General features: G+C 60.6%; 17 protein-coding genes. 8 read left to right on the top strand and 9 right to left on the bottom strand.

Annotation, left to right across the window (positions count from 1 at the left end):
• Positions 1 to 167: 167 nt before the first annotated feature.
• Positions 168 to 1,691, bottom strand: a complete 1,524-nt coding sequence (locus ACA067_RS26155) for a fumarate hydratase (RefSeq protein WP_057960547.1) — start codon at positions 1,689 to 1,691, stop codon at positions 168 to 170.
• 325 nt (positions 1,692 to 2,016) lie between these two features.
• On the opposite strand from ACA067_RS26155, the gene ACA067_RS26150 reads away from it, so the two are divergent.
• From ACA067_RS26150 to ACA067_RS26140, 3 genes are read left to right on the top strand one after another with little or no spacing between them, the layout of a single operon-like run.
• Positions 2,017 to 2,175: a hypothetical protein gene (locus tag ACA067_RS26150; RefSeq protein WP_497462891.1), complete on the top strand. Its 159-nt coding sequence runs from the start codon at positions 2,017 to 2,019 to the stop codon at positions 2,173 to 2,175.
• Positions 2,175 to 3,110: an iron-sulfur-binding ferredoxin reductase gene (locus tag ACA067_RS26145; protein ID WP_497459140.1), complete on the top strand. Its 936-nt coding sequence runs from the start codon at positions 2,175 to 2,177 to the stop codon at positions 3,108 to 3,110. The genes ACA067_RS26150 and ACA067_RS26145 overlap by 1 nt, the downstream gene beginning before the upstream one ends.
• A gap of 29 nt (positions 3,111 to 3,139) precedes the next feature.
• Positions 3,140 to 3,889: an enoyl-CoA hydratase-related protein gene (locus tag ACA067_RS26140; protein ID WP_497459139.1), complete on the top strand. Its 750-nt coding sequence runs from the start codon at positions 3,140 to 3,142 to the stop codon at positions 3,887 to 3,889.
• 174 nt (positions 3,890 to 4,063) lie between these two features.
• Here the strand turns inward: ACA067_RS26140 and pyk are convergent, their stop codons facing one another.
• Complete coding sequence (gene pyk, locus ACA067_RS26135; protein ID WP_497459138.1) at positions 4,064 to 5,515, bottom strand: pyruvate kinase; 1,452 nt, start codon at positions 5,513 to 5,515, stop codon at positions 4,064 to 4,066.
• 176 nt (positions 5,516 to 5,691) lie between these two features.
• On the opposite strand from pyk, the gene ACA067_RS26130 reads away from it, so the two are divergent.
• Together ACA067_RS26130 and ACA067_RS26125 are read left to right on the top strand one after the other, a co-directional pair.
• Positions 5,692 to 6,066 carry a tetratricopeptide repeat protein gene (locus ACA067_RS26130; RefSeq protein WP_497459137.1) on the top strand — a complete coding sequence of 125 codons (375 nt, stop codon included), beginning with the start codon at positions 5,692 to 5,694 and terminating at the stop codon, positions 6,064 to 6,066.
• Positions 6,067 to 6,296: 230 nt separating this feature from the next.
• Positions 6,297 to 6,656 carry a PilZ domain-containing protein gene (locus ACA067_RS26125; RefSeq protein ID WP_497459136.1) on the top strand — a complete coding sequence of 120 codons (360 nt, stop codon included), beginning with the start codon at positions 6,297 to 6,299 and terminating at the stop codon, positions 6,654 to 6,656.
• 135 nt (positions 6,657 to 6,791) lie between these two features.
• Here ACA067_RS26125 and ACA067_RS26120 read toward each other — a convergent pair whose 3' ends face one another.
• The 6 genes from ACA067_RS26120 to ACA067_RS26095 are packed head-to-tail and all read right to left on the bottom strand — an operon-like array spanning position 6,792 to position 13,481.
• Positions 6,792 to 8,123, bottom strand: coding sequence for a DUF58 domain-containing protein (locus ACA067_RS26120; protein WP_497459135.1), 1,332 nt, complete (start codon positions 8,121 to 8,123; stop codon positions 6,792 to 6,794).
• Positions 8,120 to 9,121 (bottom strand): AAA family ATPase, encoded by a 1,002-nt coding sequence (locus ACA067_RS26115; protein ID WP_497459134.1) that lies wholly within the window; start codon positions 9,119 to 9,121, stop codon positions 8,120 to 8,122. Before ACA067_RS26115 ends, ACA067_RS26120 begins: the two co-directional genes overlap by 4 nt.
• Entirely contained in the window at positions 9,118 to 10,281 is a 1,164-nt protein-coding gene (locus tag ACA067_RS26110) for a DUF4350 domain-containing protein (RefSeq protein WP_497459133.1), read from the bottom strand. The genes ACA067_RS26115 and ACA067_RS26110 overlap by 4 nt, the downstream gene beginning before the upstream one ends.
• A complete protein-coding gene (locus tag ACA067_RS26105) occupies positions 10,278 to 11,795 on the bottom strand; it encodes a DUF4129 domain-containing protein (RefSeq protein ID WP_497459132.1) in 1,518 nt (505 codons plus the stop codon). Before ACA067_RS26105 ends, ACA067_RS26110 begins: the two co-directional genes overlap by 4 nt.
• Positions 11,782 to 12,759: a stage II sporulation protein M gene (locus ACA067_RS26100; protein ID WP_497459131.1), complete on the bottom strand. Its 978-nt coding sequence runs from the start codon at positions 12,757 to 12,759 to the stop codon at positions 11,782 to 11,784. The genes ACA067_RS26105 and ACA067_RS26100 overlap by 14 nt, the downstream gene beginning before the upstream one ends.
• Positions 12,756 to 13,481 (bottom strand): RDD family protein, encoded by a 726-nt coding sequence (locus ACA067_RS26095; protein WP_497459130.1) that lies wholly within the window; start codon positions 13,479 to 13,481, stop codon positions 12,756 to 12,758. The genes ACA067_RS26100 and ACA067_RS26095 overlap by 4 nt, the downstream gene beginning before the upstream one ends.
• A gap of 183 nt (positions 13,482 to 13,664) precedes the next feature.
• Between ACA067_RS26095 and sbcB the strand changes: the two genes are divergently transcribed.
• Positions 13,665 to 15,095, top strand: a complete 1,431-nt coding sequence (sbcB, locus tag ACA067_RS26090; RefSeq protein ID WP_497459129.1) for an exodeoxyribonuclease I — start codon at positions 13,665 to 13,667, stop codon at positions 15,093 to 15,095.
• 100 nt (positions 15,096 to 15,195) lie between these two features.
• Here the strand turns inward: sbcB and mvaT are convergent, their stop codons facing one another.
• Positions 15,196 to 15,573 (bottom strand): histone-like nucleoid-structuring protein MvaT, encoded by a 378-nt coding sequence (gene mvaT / locus ACA067_RS26085; RefSeq protein WP_007933316.1) that lies wholly within the window; start codon positions 15,571 to 15,573, stop codon positions 15,196 to 15,198.
• 338 nt (positions 15,574 to 15,911) lie between these two features.
• Here mvaT and purU point away from each other — a divergent pair, with 338 nt between their 5' ends.
• Together purU and ACA067_RS26075 are read left to right on the top strand one after the other, a co-directional pair.
• Positions 15,912 to 16,760, top strand: coding sequence for a formyltetrahydrofolate deformylase (gene purU, locus ACA067_RS26080; protein WP_497459128.1), 849 nt, complete (start codon positions 15,912 to 15,914; stop codon positions 16,758 to 16,760).
• Between the two features lie 86 nt (positions 16,761 to 16,846).
• A complete protein-coding gene (locus ACA067_RS26075) occupies positions 16,847 to 17,044 on the top strand; it encodes a hypothetical protein (RefSeq protein WP_497459127.1) in 198 nt (65 codons plus the stop codon).
• The last annotated feature ends 55 nt before the right edge of the window (positions 17,045 to 17,099 follow it).

Genomic DNA, 17,099 nt, shown 5'->3' with positions numbered 1-17,099 from the left:
CCTGACAAGGTCGCATAAGTGCATTCAACTTATCAGGGGAGGCGCTGGCTGTGACCTGTCACATCTGACAGGTCAGCCCGATTTATATGTTCGGTTTTTCTGAGGCCGAAAAAAAACCGGTCTGTCGTCGCCGACAGGCCGGTTTTTTCGTTGGCGTTTCAGCGCAGTTATTGCACTTCTACCGCCAGGCTTTCACTGATCTTTTTCTGCCAGATGGCAGGACCGGTGATGTGCACCGACTCACCCTTGCTATCCACCGCAACGGTAACCGGCATGTCTTTCACGTCGAACTCGTAGATCGCTTCCATGCCCAGTTCGGCGAAAGCCACCACGCGGGATTTCTTGATGGCTTGCGCCACCAGGTAAGCCGCGCCGCCGACCGCCATCAGGTACACGGCTTTGTGGTCCTTGATCGCTTCGATCGCGGTCGGGCCGCGTTCGGATTTGCCGATCATGCCCAGCAGGCCGGTTTGCTCGAGGATCTGACGGGTGAACTTGTCCATTCGCGTCGCGGTGGTAGGACCTGCAGGGCCCACCACTTCTTCGCGTACCGGATCGACCGGGCCGACGTAGTAGATGAAGCGACCTTTCAGGTCCACCGGCAGGGTTTCGCCCTTGTTCAGCATCTCGACCATGCGCTTGTGCGCAGCGTCGCGACCGGTGAGCATCTTGCCGTTGAGCAGGACGGTTTCGCCCGGCTTCCAGCTCTGCACGTCTTCCGGGGTCAGGGTATCGAGGTTGACGCGACGGGCCGACGGGCCGGCTTCCCAGACGATTTCCGGGTAGGCGTCCAGCGGTGGCGCTTCCAGGGACGCCGGGCCGGAACCGTCGAGCACGAAGTGCGCGTGACGGGTTGCGGCGCAGTTGGGGATCATGCACACCGGCAACGAAGCAGCGTGGGTCGGGTAATCCATGATCTTCACGTCGAGCACGGTGGTCAGGCCGCCCAGGCCCTGGGCGCCGATGCCCAGTTGGTTGACCTTCTCGAACAGCTCCAGGCGCATTTCTTCGATACGGTTGGACGGGCCGCGCTTCTTCAGCTCGTGGATGTCGATGGATTCCATCAACACTTCCTTGGCCATGACCGCGGCTTTCTCGGCGGTGCCGCCGATGCCGATGCCGAGCATGCCCGGTGGGCACCAGCCGGCGCCCATGGTTGGCACGGTCTTCAGCACCCAGTCGACGATCGAGTCGGACGGGTTGAGCATGGCCATTTTCGACTTGTTCTCGGAACCGCCGCCCTTGGCCGCCACGTCCACTTCCACGGTATTACCCGGAACGATGGAGTAGTGGATGACCGCCGGGGTGTTGTCCTTGGTGTTCTTGCGAGCGCCCGCCGGGTCGGCGAGGATCGAAGCACGCAGGACGTTTTCCGGCAGGTTGTAAGCCCGGCGCACGCCTTCGTTGATCATGTCGTCCAGGCCCATGGTGGCGCCATCCCAACGCACATCCATGCCCACGCGGACGAAGACGGTGACGATGCCGGTGTCCTGGCAGATCGGGCGGTGGCCGGTGGCACACATGCGCGAGTTGATCAGGATTTGCGCCATGGAGTCACGGGCCGCTGGCGATTCTTCGCGCAGGTAGGCTTCGTGCATCGCCTGGATGAAGTCAACGGGATGGTAATAGGAAATGAACTGCAGGGCGTCGGCAACGCTCTGTATCAGGTCGTCTTGCTTGATCACGGTCATGAGTCGCGCTCCTCTAAAAGACGGGAACATTCAATAAGGTGCTTGCAGCTTGGGTGCATCGGTCGGTTGCAAGCACCTTTCAAGGCACGCCGGGCAAGCTGGCGCGACGCTAAAAAGGCGCGGCAGTATACCGCGCCTCGCAGGCCTGCACACGCTCGGTCGGTCAAACGTTGGTCGCATACCCATGTCGACTGTGTGGCATGGCGTTGACGTCGGTTTTTCACCCCGGAAATTGAATGGTCATTTATCGGTCGCCCCACTAAAGTGGCATTCGGTCTGTAGAGTAGGACACTCTGACACCCCCCCTCGCATGGTGAGTCAACGATTGCCCCATAACGCTATCCAGCGCCTCTTGCTAAAACGCTTTGCCCTCGCAGCTGGCACCTTCGCCCTGGCCTTGCTACTGCTGTGGCTGGCGTTTTTCACGGGCCACTTCGATGAGCCGTTGACCCGCGTGGCCGGCGGCGGCATGGGAGAACGTTGATGCCTGAGTTACGGGTCGGCGCGCGCCAATGGTCTGTTGCAGCCGGGAGCAATCTGCTCGATGCCTTGAATCGCAACGGTGTGTCAGTGCCCTACAGCTGCCGCGCCGGTAGCTGTCATGCCTGCCTGGTGCAGTGTGTACAGGGGCTGCCGAACGATAGCCGACCCGATGCCCTGAGCGCGGACCAGCGTCAGCAAGGCTGGCGCCTGGCGTGCCAGTGTCAGGTGGTCGAGGACTTGCAGGTACACACCTTCGACCCGCAACAGGACGGTCGCCCGGCCCAGGTGGCTGCCGTCGATTGGTTGAGCGCCAGTGTGTTGCGTTTGCGCCTGACCCCGGAACGTCCTTTGCGCTACAGCGCCGGGCAGCATCTGGTGTTGTGGGCGGGCAACGTCGCGCGGCCGTACTCCCTCGCCAGCCTGCCGGAAGAAGACCGCTTCCTGGAGTTTCACCTCGACTGTCGCCAGCCTGGGGAATTCAGCGATGCGGCCCGACAATTGAGGATCGGCGATGCGATCCGTCTCGGCGAGTTGCGCGGCGGGGCCTTGCATTACGATGTGGACTGGAATACCCGGCCGTTGTGGCTGCTGGCCGCCGGCACCGGGCTTGGACCGTTGTTCGGCATTTTGCGTGAAGCACTGCGGCAGGACCACCAAGGCGCTATCCGCGTTATTCACCTGGCCCATGATGCCGATGAACATTATCTGGCCAAACCCCTGCAAGCCATGACCGCCAACCGTCCGAATCTAAGCGTCGAGTTGTGGATCCCGGCCGAGTTGCCCGCGGCTTTGGCGCAACTGCGGCTTGTTTCCCGGCAAACCCAAGCCTTACTCTGCGGAGCTCCCGACAGTGTCGACGCCTTTGCCCGGCGCCTGTACCTGGCGGGACTGCCGCGCAACCAACTGCTGGCCGATGTTTTTCTGCCCCGCGGTTGAGCGCTGATTTTTTCAGACGCGAGACCTCCATGACCAATGCCATCCAACTTGAGCGCGAACGCGGCCTGCTGACCCTGCGTCTGAACCGCCCCGACAAGAAAAACGCCCTGACTCGCGCCATGTACAGCCACTTGGCCGAAGCGCTGGAACAGGCCGATACCGACCCGGAAATCAACGCAGTGCTGATCACCGGGTCCGCCGAGTGCTTCACCGCTGGCAACGACATCGCCGACTTCCTGCAGCAACCGCCGACCAGCCTCGACAGCCCGGTGTTTCATTTCATGCTCAGCCTGCTCGAATGCCGCAAGCCGGTGATTGCCGCCGTGGCCGGTGCTGCGGTGGGCATTGGCACGACAATGCTGCTGCATTGCGATTTGGTGTACATCAGCTCGGATGCGCGGTTGCGCATGCCGTTCGTCAACCTCGGTTTGTGCCCGGAATTCGGTTCCAGCCTGATCCTGCCGCGGTTGCTGGGGCAGGCCAAAGCGGCGCAATTGTTGTTGCTGGGCGAAGGTTTCAGTGGTGAGCAAGCTGCCGCATGGGGCATCGCGACCGAAGCCCTGGGCAGTGGCGAAGCGGCATTGGCCAAGGCGCGGGAGATGGCGTTGCGTTTCGAGTCGCTGCCACCGGAAGCGGTGCGGATCAGCAAGCAATTGATGAAAGCCCCGGATCGCGAGCAGCTGCGCAAGACCATAGAAGAAGAGGGCGCGTTGTTCACCCAGCGGCTGCGCTCGCCGGAGGCGATTGCGGCGTTGTCGGGGTTTATCAACCGGCATTGATTTTCGCGGTCGATCGTTCCCACGCTCCGCGTGGGAATGCAGCCCGGGACGCTCCGCGTCCCTAGAGCGGACGCGGAGCGTCCGTTGAGGCATTCCCACGCAGAGCGTGGGAACGAGCACCAAAAAGCCCCGCCATTCACATGGCAGGGCTTTTGTTTTTCAGCAACCGATCACTCAGACCATCGGGTCGCCAACGTGCAGGATCTTCATCCCGTTGGTGCCGCCAATGGTGTGGTAGCTGTCGCCCTTGGTCAGGATGACCCAGTCGCCTTTCTCCACGACGCCGCGCTTGAGCAACTCGTCGATCGCGGCCTGGCTGACTTGCTCAGGCGGCAACGATGCCGGGTCGAACGGTACGGTGTAGACACCACGGAACATGGCCGCACGGGCCTGGGTTTCGCGGTGCGGGGAGAACGCGTAGATCGGCACCGAAGAGCGGATGCGCGACATGATCAGCGGCGTGTAGCCACTTTCGGTCAGGGCGATGATCGCCTTCACGCCCGGGAAGTGGTTGGCGGTGTACATGGCGGCCAGGGCGATGCTCTGGTCGCAGCTTTCGAAGACCTTGCCGATGCGGTGGCTGGAGGTCTTGCTGGTCGGGTGCTTTTCAGCGCCGATGCAGATGCGGGCCATGGCCTGCACAGCTTCCAGCGGGTACAGACCGGCCGCACTTTCGGCCGACAGCATCACGGCGTCGGTGTAGTCGAGTACGGCGTTGGCCACGTCGGACACTTCGGCGCGGGTCGGCATCGGGTTCTGGATCATCGACTCCATCATCTGGGTCGCCACGATCACGGCCTTGTTATGACGGCGTGCGTGCAGAATGATCTTTTTCTGAATACCCACCAGCTCGGCGTCGCCGATTTCCACACCCAGATCACCACGGGCAACCATGACGGCGTCGGAGGCTTTGATCAGCTCATTGAGGGTGTCGTCGTCGGCCACGGCTTCGGCGCGTTCGATCTTCGCCACCAGCCAGGCAGTGCCGCCCGCTTCGTCGCGCAGTTGACGGGCATATTCCATGTCGGCGGCGTCACGCGGAAAGGACACGGCGAGGTAGTCGACCTGCATTTCTGCGGCGAGCTTGATGTCGGCCTTGTCTTTTTCGGTCAGCGCCGGTGCAGTCAGGCCACCGCCGCGACGGTTGATGCCTTTGTGGTCCGACAGCGGGCCACCGATCAGCACGGTGCAGTGCAATTCGGTTGCCGTGGCGGTGTCGACGCGCATGACCACGCGACCGTCATCGAGCAGCAGCTCGTCGCCCACGCCGCAATCCTTGACCAGGTCCGGGTAGTCGATGCCGACCACGGTCTGGGTGCCTTCGGTCAGAGGATGGCTGGTGGAGAAGGTGAATTGATCACCGATCTTCAGCTCGATCTTCTTGTTGGCGAATTTGGCGATACGGATTTTCGGGCCTTGCAGGTCACCCAGCAGGGCGACGAAACGGCCGTGCTTGGCTGCCAGGTCGCGCACCAGCTTCGCGCGAGCCTTGTGCTCGTCGGGGGTGCCGTGGGAGAAGTTCAGACGGGCGACGTCCAGGCCAGCCAGAATCAGCTGTTCGAGAACTTCCGGCGAGTTACTGGCCGGGCCAAGGGTAGCGACGATTTTGGTACGACGGACGGACATGCAAAGACTCCTGAGTTCAAGCGCTGAGTGAGGCTACTATGCTCTCGAGGTGTAGTCATTGTTCGTGTGCACTACTTTTTGTGAAGAACTTTGTTATTCGCTTGTTTCTTTAAAACGAACATTCCTGAAGATTTCCGCCAACGGGTCGATACAGAGCTCAAGACAGGAGACCCCTCATGCGATTCGTGCTCATAGCCGCCCTTGCCCTCAGTGTCACGGGCTGCACCCGTTGGTCGATGAACCATCATTTGAATAACGCCTACAGCGCCTATGATCGCGGCAATTGCGAGCAGGTGATGCTCGAACTGTCCAAAGTCGAACGCGCAAGCAGGGCACGGTCTTATTTGTGGCCGGAAGTGTCGATGATGCGCGGTTTGTGTCTTGAACGTCAGAAACTGTTCGTTGATGCCGCTCAAACCTATCAGTTCATCATCGCCTCGTACCCGCAGAGTGAATATGCCTTCCGCGCGAGCGCCCGGTTGGAAACCTTGCAATCGCTTGGCCAGTATCCGCTGCGCAGCACCGCGACCGTTCGCCCGACCCGGTTCTGATGGCGGCAGCCCGATTGAAGACTGGATCAGCGGCGGTGGTGAGCTATAGTCGAATAGATCGGTTTCAGAACCTTTTCCAGGCCGGGGAAACACCTGTGATCGGCAGGCGTCAGTGGAAGCGGTTCAAAGACTGTCGCACCAGGATCAGGGAGAGCGCGCCTTTATAGTAGAAGGCCCGTTCCGAAGCATTAGTGCGGCTCTGCTTAAGGGCCTTGCGTAGCGAATTCAGCATGTTCATCGACCGCCGTATCGAGCGGCATCAACTGCCGTATTTTCTTCGAGTGTTCAACAGCGTTACCGACAAACCCATTGGCTTTCTGGGTAACGTCTCCGAAGACGGGCTGATGCTCATCAGCCAGTTGCCGATGATGATCGGTGCCGACTTCGATTTGCGCCTGAAAATCCCCATGGCAGGTGGCTGCCACCAGGTGATCGACCTCAATGCCTGCTGCCTGTGGTGCCATGAAGATGCGACACCCCACCATTACGACGCCGGATTCTGCCTGCAACGGGCACCGCCGGAGTACGGGCAATTGGTCGAGGCGTTGAAGCAGTACTTCAGTTTTCAGCCGATGCCGGCATCTGCCTGATACAGCAGAAGATCGCAGCCTGCGGCAGCTCCTACAGGGTCAATGTTCGTCCGCAACACTGTCGGTGAACGCGGTCAATGTAGGGGCTGCCGCAGGCTGCGATCTTTTGATCTTGCTGTTACGTCGTGGCAGCAACTAAAACACCCCGGCCTTCTTCCATTCCAAATAGCGCGTCACCAACGCGGTGCCTAACTCGACAGCAATCGTATCCACCACCGGCACCCCATGGGCGTTCAATCGCTCATGAAGTTCGGCCCGTGCATTGAGGAAGTCCACGGTGCCGCAGTAGGTCAGCGCTTCGCAAAAGGTCTGCACCGGTGTGTGACGCAAACGGTCAAGCACGTCTTCGCGCAGGCTGGCGACCAACACCCGATGTGACTTGCCCAGGCGTTTGACGGCGGTGAGCAGTTCTTCGTCGTCTTCGTCCCGCAGGTTGGTGACCACTATCACCAGGGCCCGGCGTTTCTGCCGAGCCAAGAGCTTGGTTGCAGCGCCCTGGTAGTCGGCACTGCGTTGGCCGCTGTCGAGGTCGTAGACCTGGTTGAGCAATCGGTTGAGTTGGCCGGCGCCTTTGACCGGGGCGAGGTAGCGTGGCTGCTCGTGCGCAAAGGTGCAAAGGCCCACGGCATCACCCTGGCGCAGGGCGACGTAACTGAGCAGCAGGCAGGCATTGAGTGCATGGTCGAAGTGCGACAGTTCATCGTCCTGACTGCGCATGCGCCGGCCGCAATCGAGCATGAACATGATCTGCTGGTCACGCTCGTCCTGGTACTCCCGCGCAATCGGTGTGCGCTGGCGGGCGGTGGCTTTCCAGTCGATCTGGCGCAGGCTGTCGCCTTCGCGAAATTCCCGTAGCTGATGAAATTCCAGGCCCAGGCCGCGTCGTTGGCGCTGGCGCACGCCGAGTTGGCTGAGCCAGTTGTCCACCGCCAGCAGCTGGCCGCCGTAGAGGCGGGCGAAGTCGGGGTAGACGCGGGTAATGTCGGTCACGCTCAGCAGCCGTTTGTCGGACCACAGGCACAATGGGCTCGGCAGGCTGATTTCGCAGCGTTCGAAGCTGAAGTGGCCGCGCTTGAGCGGGCGCAGGCGGTAGTCGATCTGGCTGCGCAGGCCGGGTTGAAGCTCGACCGACAGGGGCAGGTTTTCGAAACTCAGGCCGTGCGGTACGTGATCGAAGAGCTGAATGTTCAGTGGCTGGGCAAAGTCATGCTCGACCTCCAGTCGCACGTCGCCCCAACGGCCGAGCGCCAGGCTGCCGGGCATGTGTCGCTGTATGCGGGGCGAGGGCAGGCGTTTGAGGAGAATGGCGTCGAGTATCGCCAGGGCCAGTAGTGCCAGGAGCAATCCCCAGCTGATCGACGGCAGACTCGCTGGAATCACGATGTCCAGCGCCCGCAATGTGCCCAGGACGATGCCGATGACCAGCAGGATCGCGAGCCAGATCAACAGCAGGCGGGAGGGTTTCACAACCGCGGTGCCGGCACTTGATCGAGCAGTTGGCGCAGCACGTGATCGACCTCAAGCCCTTCGATGTCCAGCTCCGGCGCGAGGCGTACGCGATGACGCAATACCGCCAGGGCACACCCCTTGATGTCATCCGGAATCACGAACTCGCCACCGCGCAACAGCGCGCGCGCCCGGGCGCAACGCACCAGCGCGATGGAAGCCCGCGGCCCGGCACCGAGGGTCAGCCCGGGCCAGCTGCGGGTGGTGCGGGCCAGGCGTACGGCGTAGTCGAGGACCTGATTGTCCAGCGGCAGGTCGCTGGCGATGCGCTGCAAGGCCAGCACATCCTTGGCTTGCAACACCGTGCGCAGCGGTTGCACGTCGAGCATGTCGGCCCGGGTCGAGCGGCTGACCTGGCGGACCATGTCCAGCTCCTGGTCGGCGTCGGGGTAGTCCATGCGGACCTTGAGCATGAAGCGATCCAGTTCGGCTTCCGGCAGTGGGTAAGTACCTTCCTGTTCGATGGGGTTTTGCGTGGCCAGCACCATGAACGGCTGCACGATGGGCAGGGCGCGGCCTTCGAGGGTCACTTGGCGTTCCTGCATGGCTTCGAGCAGCGCCGCCTGGGTTTTGGCCGGGGCGCGGTTGATTTCGTCGGCGAGCAACAGGTTGGTGAACAACGGCCCCTTGCGCAGCTTGAATTGCTCGGTCTGCAAGTCATACACCGCGTGCCCGGTGACATCGCTGGGCATCAGGTCCGGGGTGAACTGAATACGCGCGAACTCGCCACCGAAACAGCGCGCCAGCGCCCGCACCAGCAAGGTCTTGCCCAGTCCCGGCACGCCTTCGAGCAGCACATGGCCACCCGCGATCAGGGCCGTAAGCACGTCGTCGATGACCGCGTCCTGGCCGATGACCGCCTTCTGCAATTCGCTACGCACCGCCTGCGCCAACTGACTGGCGCGCTGGCGTTGCTGGTCGGCGTGGCTCGGGGCGTCGGGCTCGATCTGTTCACTCATAAGGCGTTCCTCAAGATTTGCAGGTGGGCGACCTGACGGCTGAATTCAACGCTGGAAAGCCGTTGCTCCGGTCGCGGGCTCATGGCCTGGCTGATAGCGCGTGTGGATTGGCCGGTCAGGCGTGCGAGCACCCGCCATTGTTCGGCGGTGCCGAGTTGTTCAAAACCGGGATGACGGCGCCGCACGCGGCGCAGGATGTCTAGTTGCAAGGCGTGCAGCAGGTTGGCCTGACCCTTGCGCCGGAACAGAAAATCGGCACTGGCGCGCAGATGTTCCTGGAGTTGCCGACGGGCCCGCGGCGCCGGTTCCAGCACCGGGCCATGACGCACGCCGACCCGCCAGAACCAGACACCGATCAGGGCAATGAGCGCCACCAGCGCCTGGGGGAAGTAGCGCAGCAGCAACGTCAGCAGGCTGTCGTGATCGGTGTTGAACAGCAGGGTCACCTGGGTATCCGCGGTCAGGTACCAGAGCAGCCAGGCGTTGTCGTACTGATCGATGGCCGGAGTTTTCCACAGGTCGGCATCGGTGACCACGATGAGCGAACCGAGCCCGTGATTGAGCTGCATCATATGCGTGGCCTTGGCGCTGTTGGCCCAGGCCTGGGCGAGGTTTTTCGGGTCTTCGAGATGGAAGGCGGTGTCGAAGCCGGCGTACGCCGGCGCGTCTTCGTCTTCAAGGTACAGCTTGGTCAACTTCGGGTAGGGATCGGCCCTGCTGTCGGGTGGCGGGCCCTTGAGGTTTTTGCTCAGCAACTGGCGCAACTGGACCCGGTCGAGCAGCAGGTCATTGCTCTGGCCCAGTTGTTCATCCCACAGCGACTGGGCAACGAACAACAGGCGCCCGCCGGCCCGGGTCCAGTTCATCACTTGATCGATCTGGCGCGGGGTCATGTTGGACCGGTCACCGAGCAACAACAGGCTATGCTGGCGCGGTTCGATAGAGGGCAGGATGTCGAGGCTGTCGGCGTGGCTGACGGTCAAGCCCTGTCTGCGCAGGAAATGCTCGGCGGCGAGATATGGATTGGCCAGGGCCTCGGGCGAGGGACCGTGATCGATCACCTCCTGATACGGCGTTGCCTGCAGGTACAGGTAAATACTCAGCGCGCCCAGTAGCACGGCGAGGAAGGCGCCGACTGCAATCGCGGAGCGTCGATTCAACGGGCGGCTCCCGGGCCGAACAAGGCACGCCAGCCGTCACAGAGTTGTTGTTGCACGGGGGCGGGGGGCAGGCGATGCCCGTAGGCCATGTTCTGCCAGTGCCCGGTCAGGGTCTTGCTGAAGGCCAGCAACGCCGGTTGTTGCAGCCGTTCGATGTGGTCCAGCACCTGGCCCTCGGTGTCGGCGGGTTTCAATGCCAGGTCGAAGTCATGCAGCAAGTGGCTGAGCAGGGCGCGATAGAGCAAGCCGAGGGCTTCGCGGGGGTGGGTCTGCCAGAGGCGTTCGGCGCTGGCGGCGATGTCGGCGGGCAGGGTTTCGCGGTCCAGGTCCAGGCCGAACGCCTGCTGCGGTAACGGCCGCACGATTTTACCGGGCAAAACCGGGCGGCGGCTGACGAAGGCTTGCAACCAGTCCCGGTAACGCCAGAGCAAAAAGCCGATGGTGCCGACCACTGTCCCCCACAGCACAACCTCAATCAGCGTGGTCGACAGGTTGAGCAGCGCTGTCAGCCATTCGGGTATTCGGTCATTGTTCGGGGAGGCGGTGGTCGGCGTGTCTTCGCCAAAACGATAGCGCGTGACCGTTTCCTTGTTCTTGAACGGAGGCTGGTCGAGGATCGCCTTGATGCTGTCCCGGGAGGCCTGGCTGGTCAGCGGCTGCTCCAGAAGACGCGGGCTGTCGGGTGAAATGATCGGCTCGGCGGCCCACGTGGATTGCGCCGTTGGCACCAGCAGCACCGCCAGTAGCAGGGTGACGGCGACGCTGCCCAGGCGTTGGCGCATGCGGCGGAACGCCAGCTCGATATCCCAGGCCTCCAGCACCGTGCGCCGGTTCAGGTAAAGGCTGAAACCGCAGGCCACATAGACCGGTTCCCAGACCACCAGCACCAGTGCGTAAAACAAGTTGGTCAGGTGTTCCAGCCAGCGCCAGTCCTGTGTGGCGGCGGAGATCAATGTCTGCCAGCTCCAGTCGAGTTCTACTTGTTGCGGCAGGAACAGGTAGAACAGCACCATCAAGCCGATCCACAGGGCGCCTTCCAGATGCACGCCAATGATCGTCAGCCACTTCGCGGCGCCGGCGTTACGCTGTAACAGCACCTGCAAACGCTGCTCCCGCGCTTGACCCTTGAGGCCTTCGAGTTGCATGACCGGCATCAGGAAGCTGCGGCTCAGGCTCAGGCGTCGCCAGGTCAGGCTGGCCAGCAGTTGCGGCTTGAGCAAGCGCGGCCATTGGCGCAACGCCTGTTTCAAGGTCGGTGTTTCACCGAACATGGCTTTGGACAGGATGAACAGCGGCAGGCGTTCGAACGCGGGTTTGAGCCACCAGAAAATAAACACGGCAAGGGTGGGTGAATCCCATAGCAGCAGGCTGAGCAGGGCGAAGATCGGCAAGGTCACGATGGCCCAACTGGTCATCAGCAGGCGTCGGTGGCGCTGACTCAGCAGCACGCCCAGGTCCATGGCTTCCCAGCCGAGGCGCGGGCGAATCACCACACTGGCGTCACTCAGGCGCATGGCGGGTCCGTCCGGCCAACAGCAGATACATCGCCACCAGTAACCAGAGCGCCGCGCCGACCAGGTACTTGGTGAGTGGCGCGACTCCGGTCATCGACGACCAATAAGCTTCGATAAACGCTGCAATCAGCAGAAACACCATCACTGCGTAAATAAGCAGCACACTTTTACCCGCTGCCAATCGCAAGGCCTCGGCGCGGCGCAAGCGTCCCGGTGCGATCAATGCCCAGCCCAGTTGCAGGCCCGCGGCACCCGCCAGGGCGATGGCACTGAGTTCGAAGGCACCGTGGCCGATCACGAAGGACCAGAAGGTCTGGCCATAGCCGATTTGCGTCAGGTGCCCAGCCACCGCGCCAATCATCAAGCCGTTGTAGAACAGGAAAAACGCGCTGCCCAGGCCAAACAGCAGACCGCTGGCGAAGGTCTGAAAGGCAATGCCGATGTTGTGCATGATGTAATAGCCGAACATGACCCAGTTTTCACTGGCCGCCCGTTCCGCCGAGCGCCCCAGGTGACCGGCATTGGGGTCATACATGCTCTGCATCTCGCTGACCTGTTCGGCGGGGATCAGGTTGTAGATCAGGTCCGGAAACAGATACACCAGCAGGGCGAAACCGATCAGGCTGCCAAAAAACATCAGGCCGGCGGCGAGCACGAAGCGCCACTGTTCACGCACCAGTCGGGGAAAGTCCGCCAGGATGAAACCCAGCGCCTTGGCACCCGGTCGGCTGCGATGCCGATAAAGCTGTTGATGGCCGCGCAGGACCTGTTGCTGCAATGAGTCGATCAGGAAACTGCTGTAACCGCGCTCCCGGGCCAAGGCCAGGTGGTGACAGAGACGACGATAATCACTTGGGAAACGGGCGGTACGCGAGGCGTGCTGGTTTCGTTCCAGTCTTTCAAGCAGCTGGGAAAACTGCTCCCATTCGGCCTTGTGGCGATTCTCGAAAAGACTTTGCTTCATGCGGGGCCCAGTAAGCCGCGGGCAATTGCGTTGAGCTCGGCCACCGCCTGTGGCGCTGGAACCTGCAAGGGTTGCGCGAGAATGGCCGCCAGTTCAGTGACCCGCGCCTCAGAGAGTTCACCCTGGCGTTCGGCAAACCCGAGGATGGCGCGTTGCTCGGCCAGCGCCAGGGCAAAGGTCGGGCGCCGGGGCTCTGCGACAGGTAATTGGGGGCGGGTGAGCGGTTGTTCGCGGTAGATCACCAGCGTGCCGGCGGCCAGGTCGCCGAGGCGCTTGAAGTGGGGATGCTGCAGGCAGCTGATGGCCCCAAGGAAATAGCCAAACGGCAACATGTCGACAAATCGCAGCAGGTTACGCAGCAGCGAAGCAGACCAGCCGACTGGCGTGCCATCGTCATGGACCACCCGCAGGCCCATCCACTGCTTGCCTGGCGAGCGGCCCTGATTGAGCACCTCGAACAGCACCATGTACCACCAGCTCACCACGAACAGCAGGATCGAGCCAAGACCGGCGCCGAGCTTGCCGAGAAATGCCAGGACAATAAACAGCAGGCCAAGGATCAACCCACGCAGGCCAAGGTCGATGGAGAACGCCAGCGCACGCACCATCAACCCGGCCGGGCGCAATGGCAAGTCGATGCCTTCCGGCGTTTCGATCTGGAGCCGCGTATCCAGTGGCGGGGACAGCGTTGCTTTCCTTGGCGGTGCTGTGGTCTCGAGCATGGGCAACCTGATGATGTGGCCTGATCGGGAGTCTGTCCGTGGGATGCTAGCAGCCTCCCGGGGGAAAACGACATCACTATGTAGTGCACGATTAAGCGGCCGAGGTGATTGAATGGCAAGATGACTGGCCGGGGCGGGGTGTGAACGCCTAGACTTTGCCGATCTTCAGTTCAGGAATAGCCCGTGACCTCGATCTTCTGGTACGACTATGAAACCACGGGCATCAATCCCCGTTGCGACCGTCCGCTGCAAGTGGCGGGGATTCGCACTGACTTTGAACTCAATGAAATAGACGAGCCGGTCAATCTTTATTGTCAGCCCAGTGATGACATCCTGCCTCATCCCGCGGCGTGCGCGATCACCGGTATCACGCCGACCCAACTGGCCGGGCAAGGCTTGAGCGAAGCCGATTTCATGACCCGGGTGCATGCCCAACTGGCTGCGCCCGGCACCTGTGGGGCCGGTTACAACACGTTGCGTTTCGACGACGAGATGACCCGTTACAGCTTGTACCGCAATTTTTTCGACCCGTATGCGCGTGAGTGGCAAGGCGGCAACAGTCGGTGGGACCTGATCGATGTGGTGCGTGCGGCTTACGCCTTGCGCCCTGATGGCCTCGTTTGGCCGACGGATGATGAGGGGCGGGTGACGCTCAAGCTGGAGCGCCTGAGCGCCGCCAACGGTATCGATCACGGCCATGCCCATGAAGCGCTGTCGGACGTTCGCGCCACGATTGCCCTTGCGCGGCTGATTCGCGCAAAGCAGCCGAAGTTATATGACTGGCTGTTTCAATTGCGCGGTAAACAGAAAGTGATGGATCAGATTCGACTGATGCAGCCGATGGTGCACATTTCCGGACGTTTTTCGGCGGCGCGCAACTATATCGGGGTGGTGTTGCCCCTGGCCTGGCATCCGCGCAACAAGAACGCCTTGATTGTCTGTGACTTGCACCTCGAGCCCCAGGGCTTGCTTGACCTGAATGCCGAAGCCTTGCGCCAGCGATTGTATACCCGTCGCGATGACCTGGCTGATGGCGAGTTGCCGGTACCGCTCAAGCTCATCCACATCAATAAATGTCCCGTGGTGGCGCCGCTGTCGGTGCTTCGTCCCAAAGATCAGCAACGGCTGGGACTGGACATGGCGCTCTACCAGGAGCGCGCGCTGCGACTAAGTGACGCACAAACAGTTTGGCGAGATAAAGTTCAGGCCATTTATGCCAACGAGGATTTCACTCCGAGCCAGGATCCCGAGCAACAGTTATACGATGGTTTTATCGGTGATCGCGATCGGCGTCTTTGTGAGCAAGTCAGGGCGGCGGACCCTGCACAGTTGGCACAAGCGCATTGGCCTTTCGATGATGAACGCTTGCCGGAATTATTGTTTCGATATCGCGCACGCAACTTCCCCGATACGTTGAGTTTCGAAGAGCAACAGCAATGGCGAATATTCTGTCAGAAGCGTCTGACGACATTCGAGTGGGGGGCGCCCAATACCCTGGAAACTTTCGCCGAAGCCTCAGCCCAATTGAGCGCTACCGCTACATCGTTTCAGCGAGAGGTGCTGAATGAATGGCACCATTATGTTCAGGAATTACGCAAACGTTTGAGTCTGTGAAAACGAAAATATCGCTGGCTTGACCGCCGGCATAAAAAAACGCCAGCATCTGCTGGCGTTATTTTTTGTCGCGGACGAGTCTTTGACAAAGCGCTGCGGCTTAGCCCAGCAGAGTAGCCCAACCCTCAACCACATCACCGCCCCACTTGGCTTTCCACTCTTTCAGAGTTTTGTGGTTGCCACCTTTGGTTTCGATGACTTCGCCGTTGTGCGGGTTTTTGTATTGTTTAACTTTGCGAGCACGTTTGGTGCCGGTAGTTTTTACTGCGCCACCGCGCGGAGCTTTGGTTTTGGACTCTGGATCCAGCAGCGCGATGATGTCGCGCAGGGACTTGGAGTATTCACCCATCAGGGTGCGCAGTTTGCCTTCGAATTCCAGCTCGGTTTGCAGTTTGTCGTCTTGGGACAGATTCTTCAAACGGGCTTGCAGCTCTTTGATAGCTTCTTCGGTGGCACGGTATTCGTTGATCAAGGACATGAGGACTACCTTATGTTGGGCGCTGGGTGCTAGGTGACAGTGCGGCAATAATAGTCAGGCTGTTTCATCAAGTAAACATTTAACCGGAGTTTATTTAATTTAGTTGCGTTGAATAGGTCCCAAATCGGAGGCGCAGTTAAATGATCGTCACCAGGCATCACAGATAGTCACATTTGGGCACTTGAAGAATGGCTATAAGAACACCATCGCGCGGGTGACAGGTGTAGCCGGAACCCGTGTCGCCAGCCTTCGTGCAACGCAAGACGTGATCAATACTGCAGTTTTGCTGCGCAATCGCTAGAATGGCGGCCTTTGCGAAGTTCTGGAGTTTGACCCTCATGCGCACATTTCGGCTGGTGATTGCTTGCCCGGACCGCGTCGGCATCGTTGCTAAAGTCAGTAACTTTCTGGCGTCACACAATGGCTGGATCACTGAAGCGAGCCACCACTCGGACAATCTCAGTGGCTGGTTCTTCATGCGTCACGAAATTCGTGCCGATTCGCTGCCCTTCGGTATCGAAGCCTTTCGCGAAGCGTTTGCACCCATTGCCGAAGAGTTCTCGATGAACTGGCGCATCACCGATACCGAGCAGAAGAAGCGCGTGGTGTTGATGGCCAGTCGCGAGTCTCACTGCCTGGCCGACTTGCTGCATCGCTGGCACAGCGACGAACTGGATTGTGAAATTTCCTGCGTGATTTCCAACCATGACGATTTGCGCAGCATGGTCGAGTGGCACGGCATTCCTTACTACCATGTGCCGGTCAATGCGCAGGATAAAGAGCCGGCATTCGCCGAAGTCTCGCGCCTGGTCAAACAGCACGATGCCGAAGTGGTGGTACTTGCCCGATACATGCAGATCCTGCCGCCCGCGCTGTGCAGTGAATATGCCCATAAGGTCATCAACATTCACCACAGCTTCCTGCCGTCGTTTGTCGGTGCCAAGCCGTATCACCAGGCATCCTTGCGTGGCGTGAAGTTGATCGGCGCTACTTGCCATTATGTGACCGAAGAGCTGGACGCCGGTCCGATCATCGAACAGGACGTGGTGCGCGTCAGCCACAGCGACAGCATCGAAGACATGGTGCGTTTCGGTCGCGACGTCGAGAAGATGGTACTGGCTCGTGGCCTGCGTTATCACCTGGAAGATCGGGTGTTGGTGCACGGCAACAAGACCGTTGTGTTCTGACAGCGATACTGCGCGGTTGAAATTCGAAGGGCCTGGGCGTTCAATCGCGTCAGGCCTTTTGTCGTTTTTGACCTGAGGATATGTTTATGGCCGATCCACTCGATAAAGCCACTTCAAGGGCGCCCGCCACGTTGGGTGAGGGGTGTTTGAGCCGTTATGATCCGCAAGATTTGAGCGCTGAGGATGGTACGGAGTTTCCTGGTGCTGCCGAGTTGTGGGACGCTTTGAATCCCGAGCCTGACTTTGTACCTGCAGTTGACGGGTTATCGGTGAATAGGTCTTGAAGCCTGGAGATATTCTTCGAGTTATGGCCGTCCCGGTTTTTTGATCGTGTACATA

This window comes from Pseudomonas sp. LBUM1674, assembly GCF_059695635.1.
Note: the sequence above shows the minus strand (reverse complement) of the source record. Positions and strands in the feature narration are given on the sequence as shown.

Bases quoted from the DNA above. Each gene is read 5' to 3' on its own strand.
- ACA067_RS26155 (WP_057960547.1), bottom strand. From the start codon at position 1,691: ATGACCGTGATCAAGCAAGACGACCTGATACAGAGCGTTGCCGACGCC.
- ACA067_RS26145 (WP_497459140.1), top strand. From the start codon at position 2,175: ATGCCTGAGTTACGGGTCGGCGCGCGCCAATGGTCTGTTGCAGCCGGG.
- ACA067_RS26140 (WP_497459139.1), top strand. From the start codon at position 3,140: ATGACCAATGCCATCCAACTTGAGCGCGAACGCGGCCTGCTGACCCTG.
- pyk (WP_497459138.1), bottom strand. From the start codon at position 5,515: ATGTCCGTCCGTCGTACCAAAATCGTCGCTACCCTTGGCCCGGCCAGT.
- ACA067_RS26130 (WP_497459137.1), top strand. From the start codon at position 5,692: ATGCGATTCGTGCTCATAGCCGCCCTTGCCCTCAGTGTCACGGGCTGC.
- ACA067_RS26125 (WP_497459136.1), top strand. From the start codon at position 6,297: ATGTTCATCGACCGCCGTATCGAGCGGCATCAACTGCCGTATTTTCTT.
- ACA067_RS26115 (WP_497459134.1), bottom strand. From the start codon at position 9,121: ATGAGTGAACAGATCGAGCCCGACGCCCCGAGCCACGCCGACCAGCAA.
- ACA067_RS26105 (WP_497459132.1), bottom strand. From the start codon at position 11,795: ATGCGCCTGAGTGACGCCAGTGTGGTGATTCGCCCGCGCCTCGGCTGG.
- ACA067_RS26100 (WP_497459131.1), bottom strand. From the start codon at position 12,759: ATGAAGCAAAGTCTTTTCGAGAATCGCCACAAGGCCGAATGGGAGCAG.
- ACA067_RS26095 (WP_497459130.1), bottom strand. From the start codon at position 13,481: ATGCTCGAGACCACAGCACCGCCAAGGAAAGCAACGCTGTCCCCGCCA.
- mvaT (WP_007933316.1), bottom strand. From the start codon at position 15,573: ATGTCCTTGATCAACGAATACCGTGCCACCGAAGAAGCTATCAAAGAG.
- purU (WP_497459128.1), top strand. From the start codon at position 15,912: ATGCGCACATTTCGGCTGGTGATTGCTTGCCCGGACCGCGTCGGCATC.
- ACA067_RS26075 (WP_497459127.1), top strand. From the start codon at position 16,847: ATGGCCGATCCACTCGATAAAGCCACTTCAAGGGCGCCCGCCACGTTG.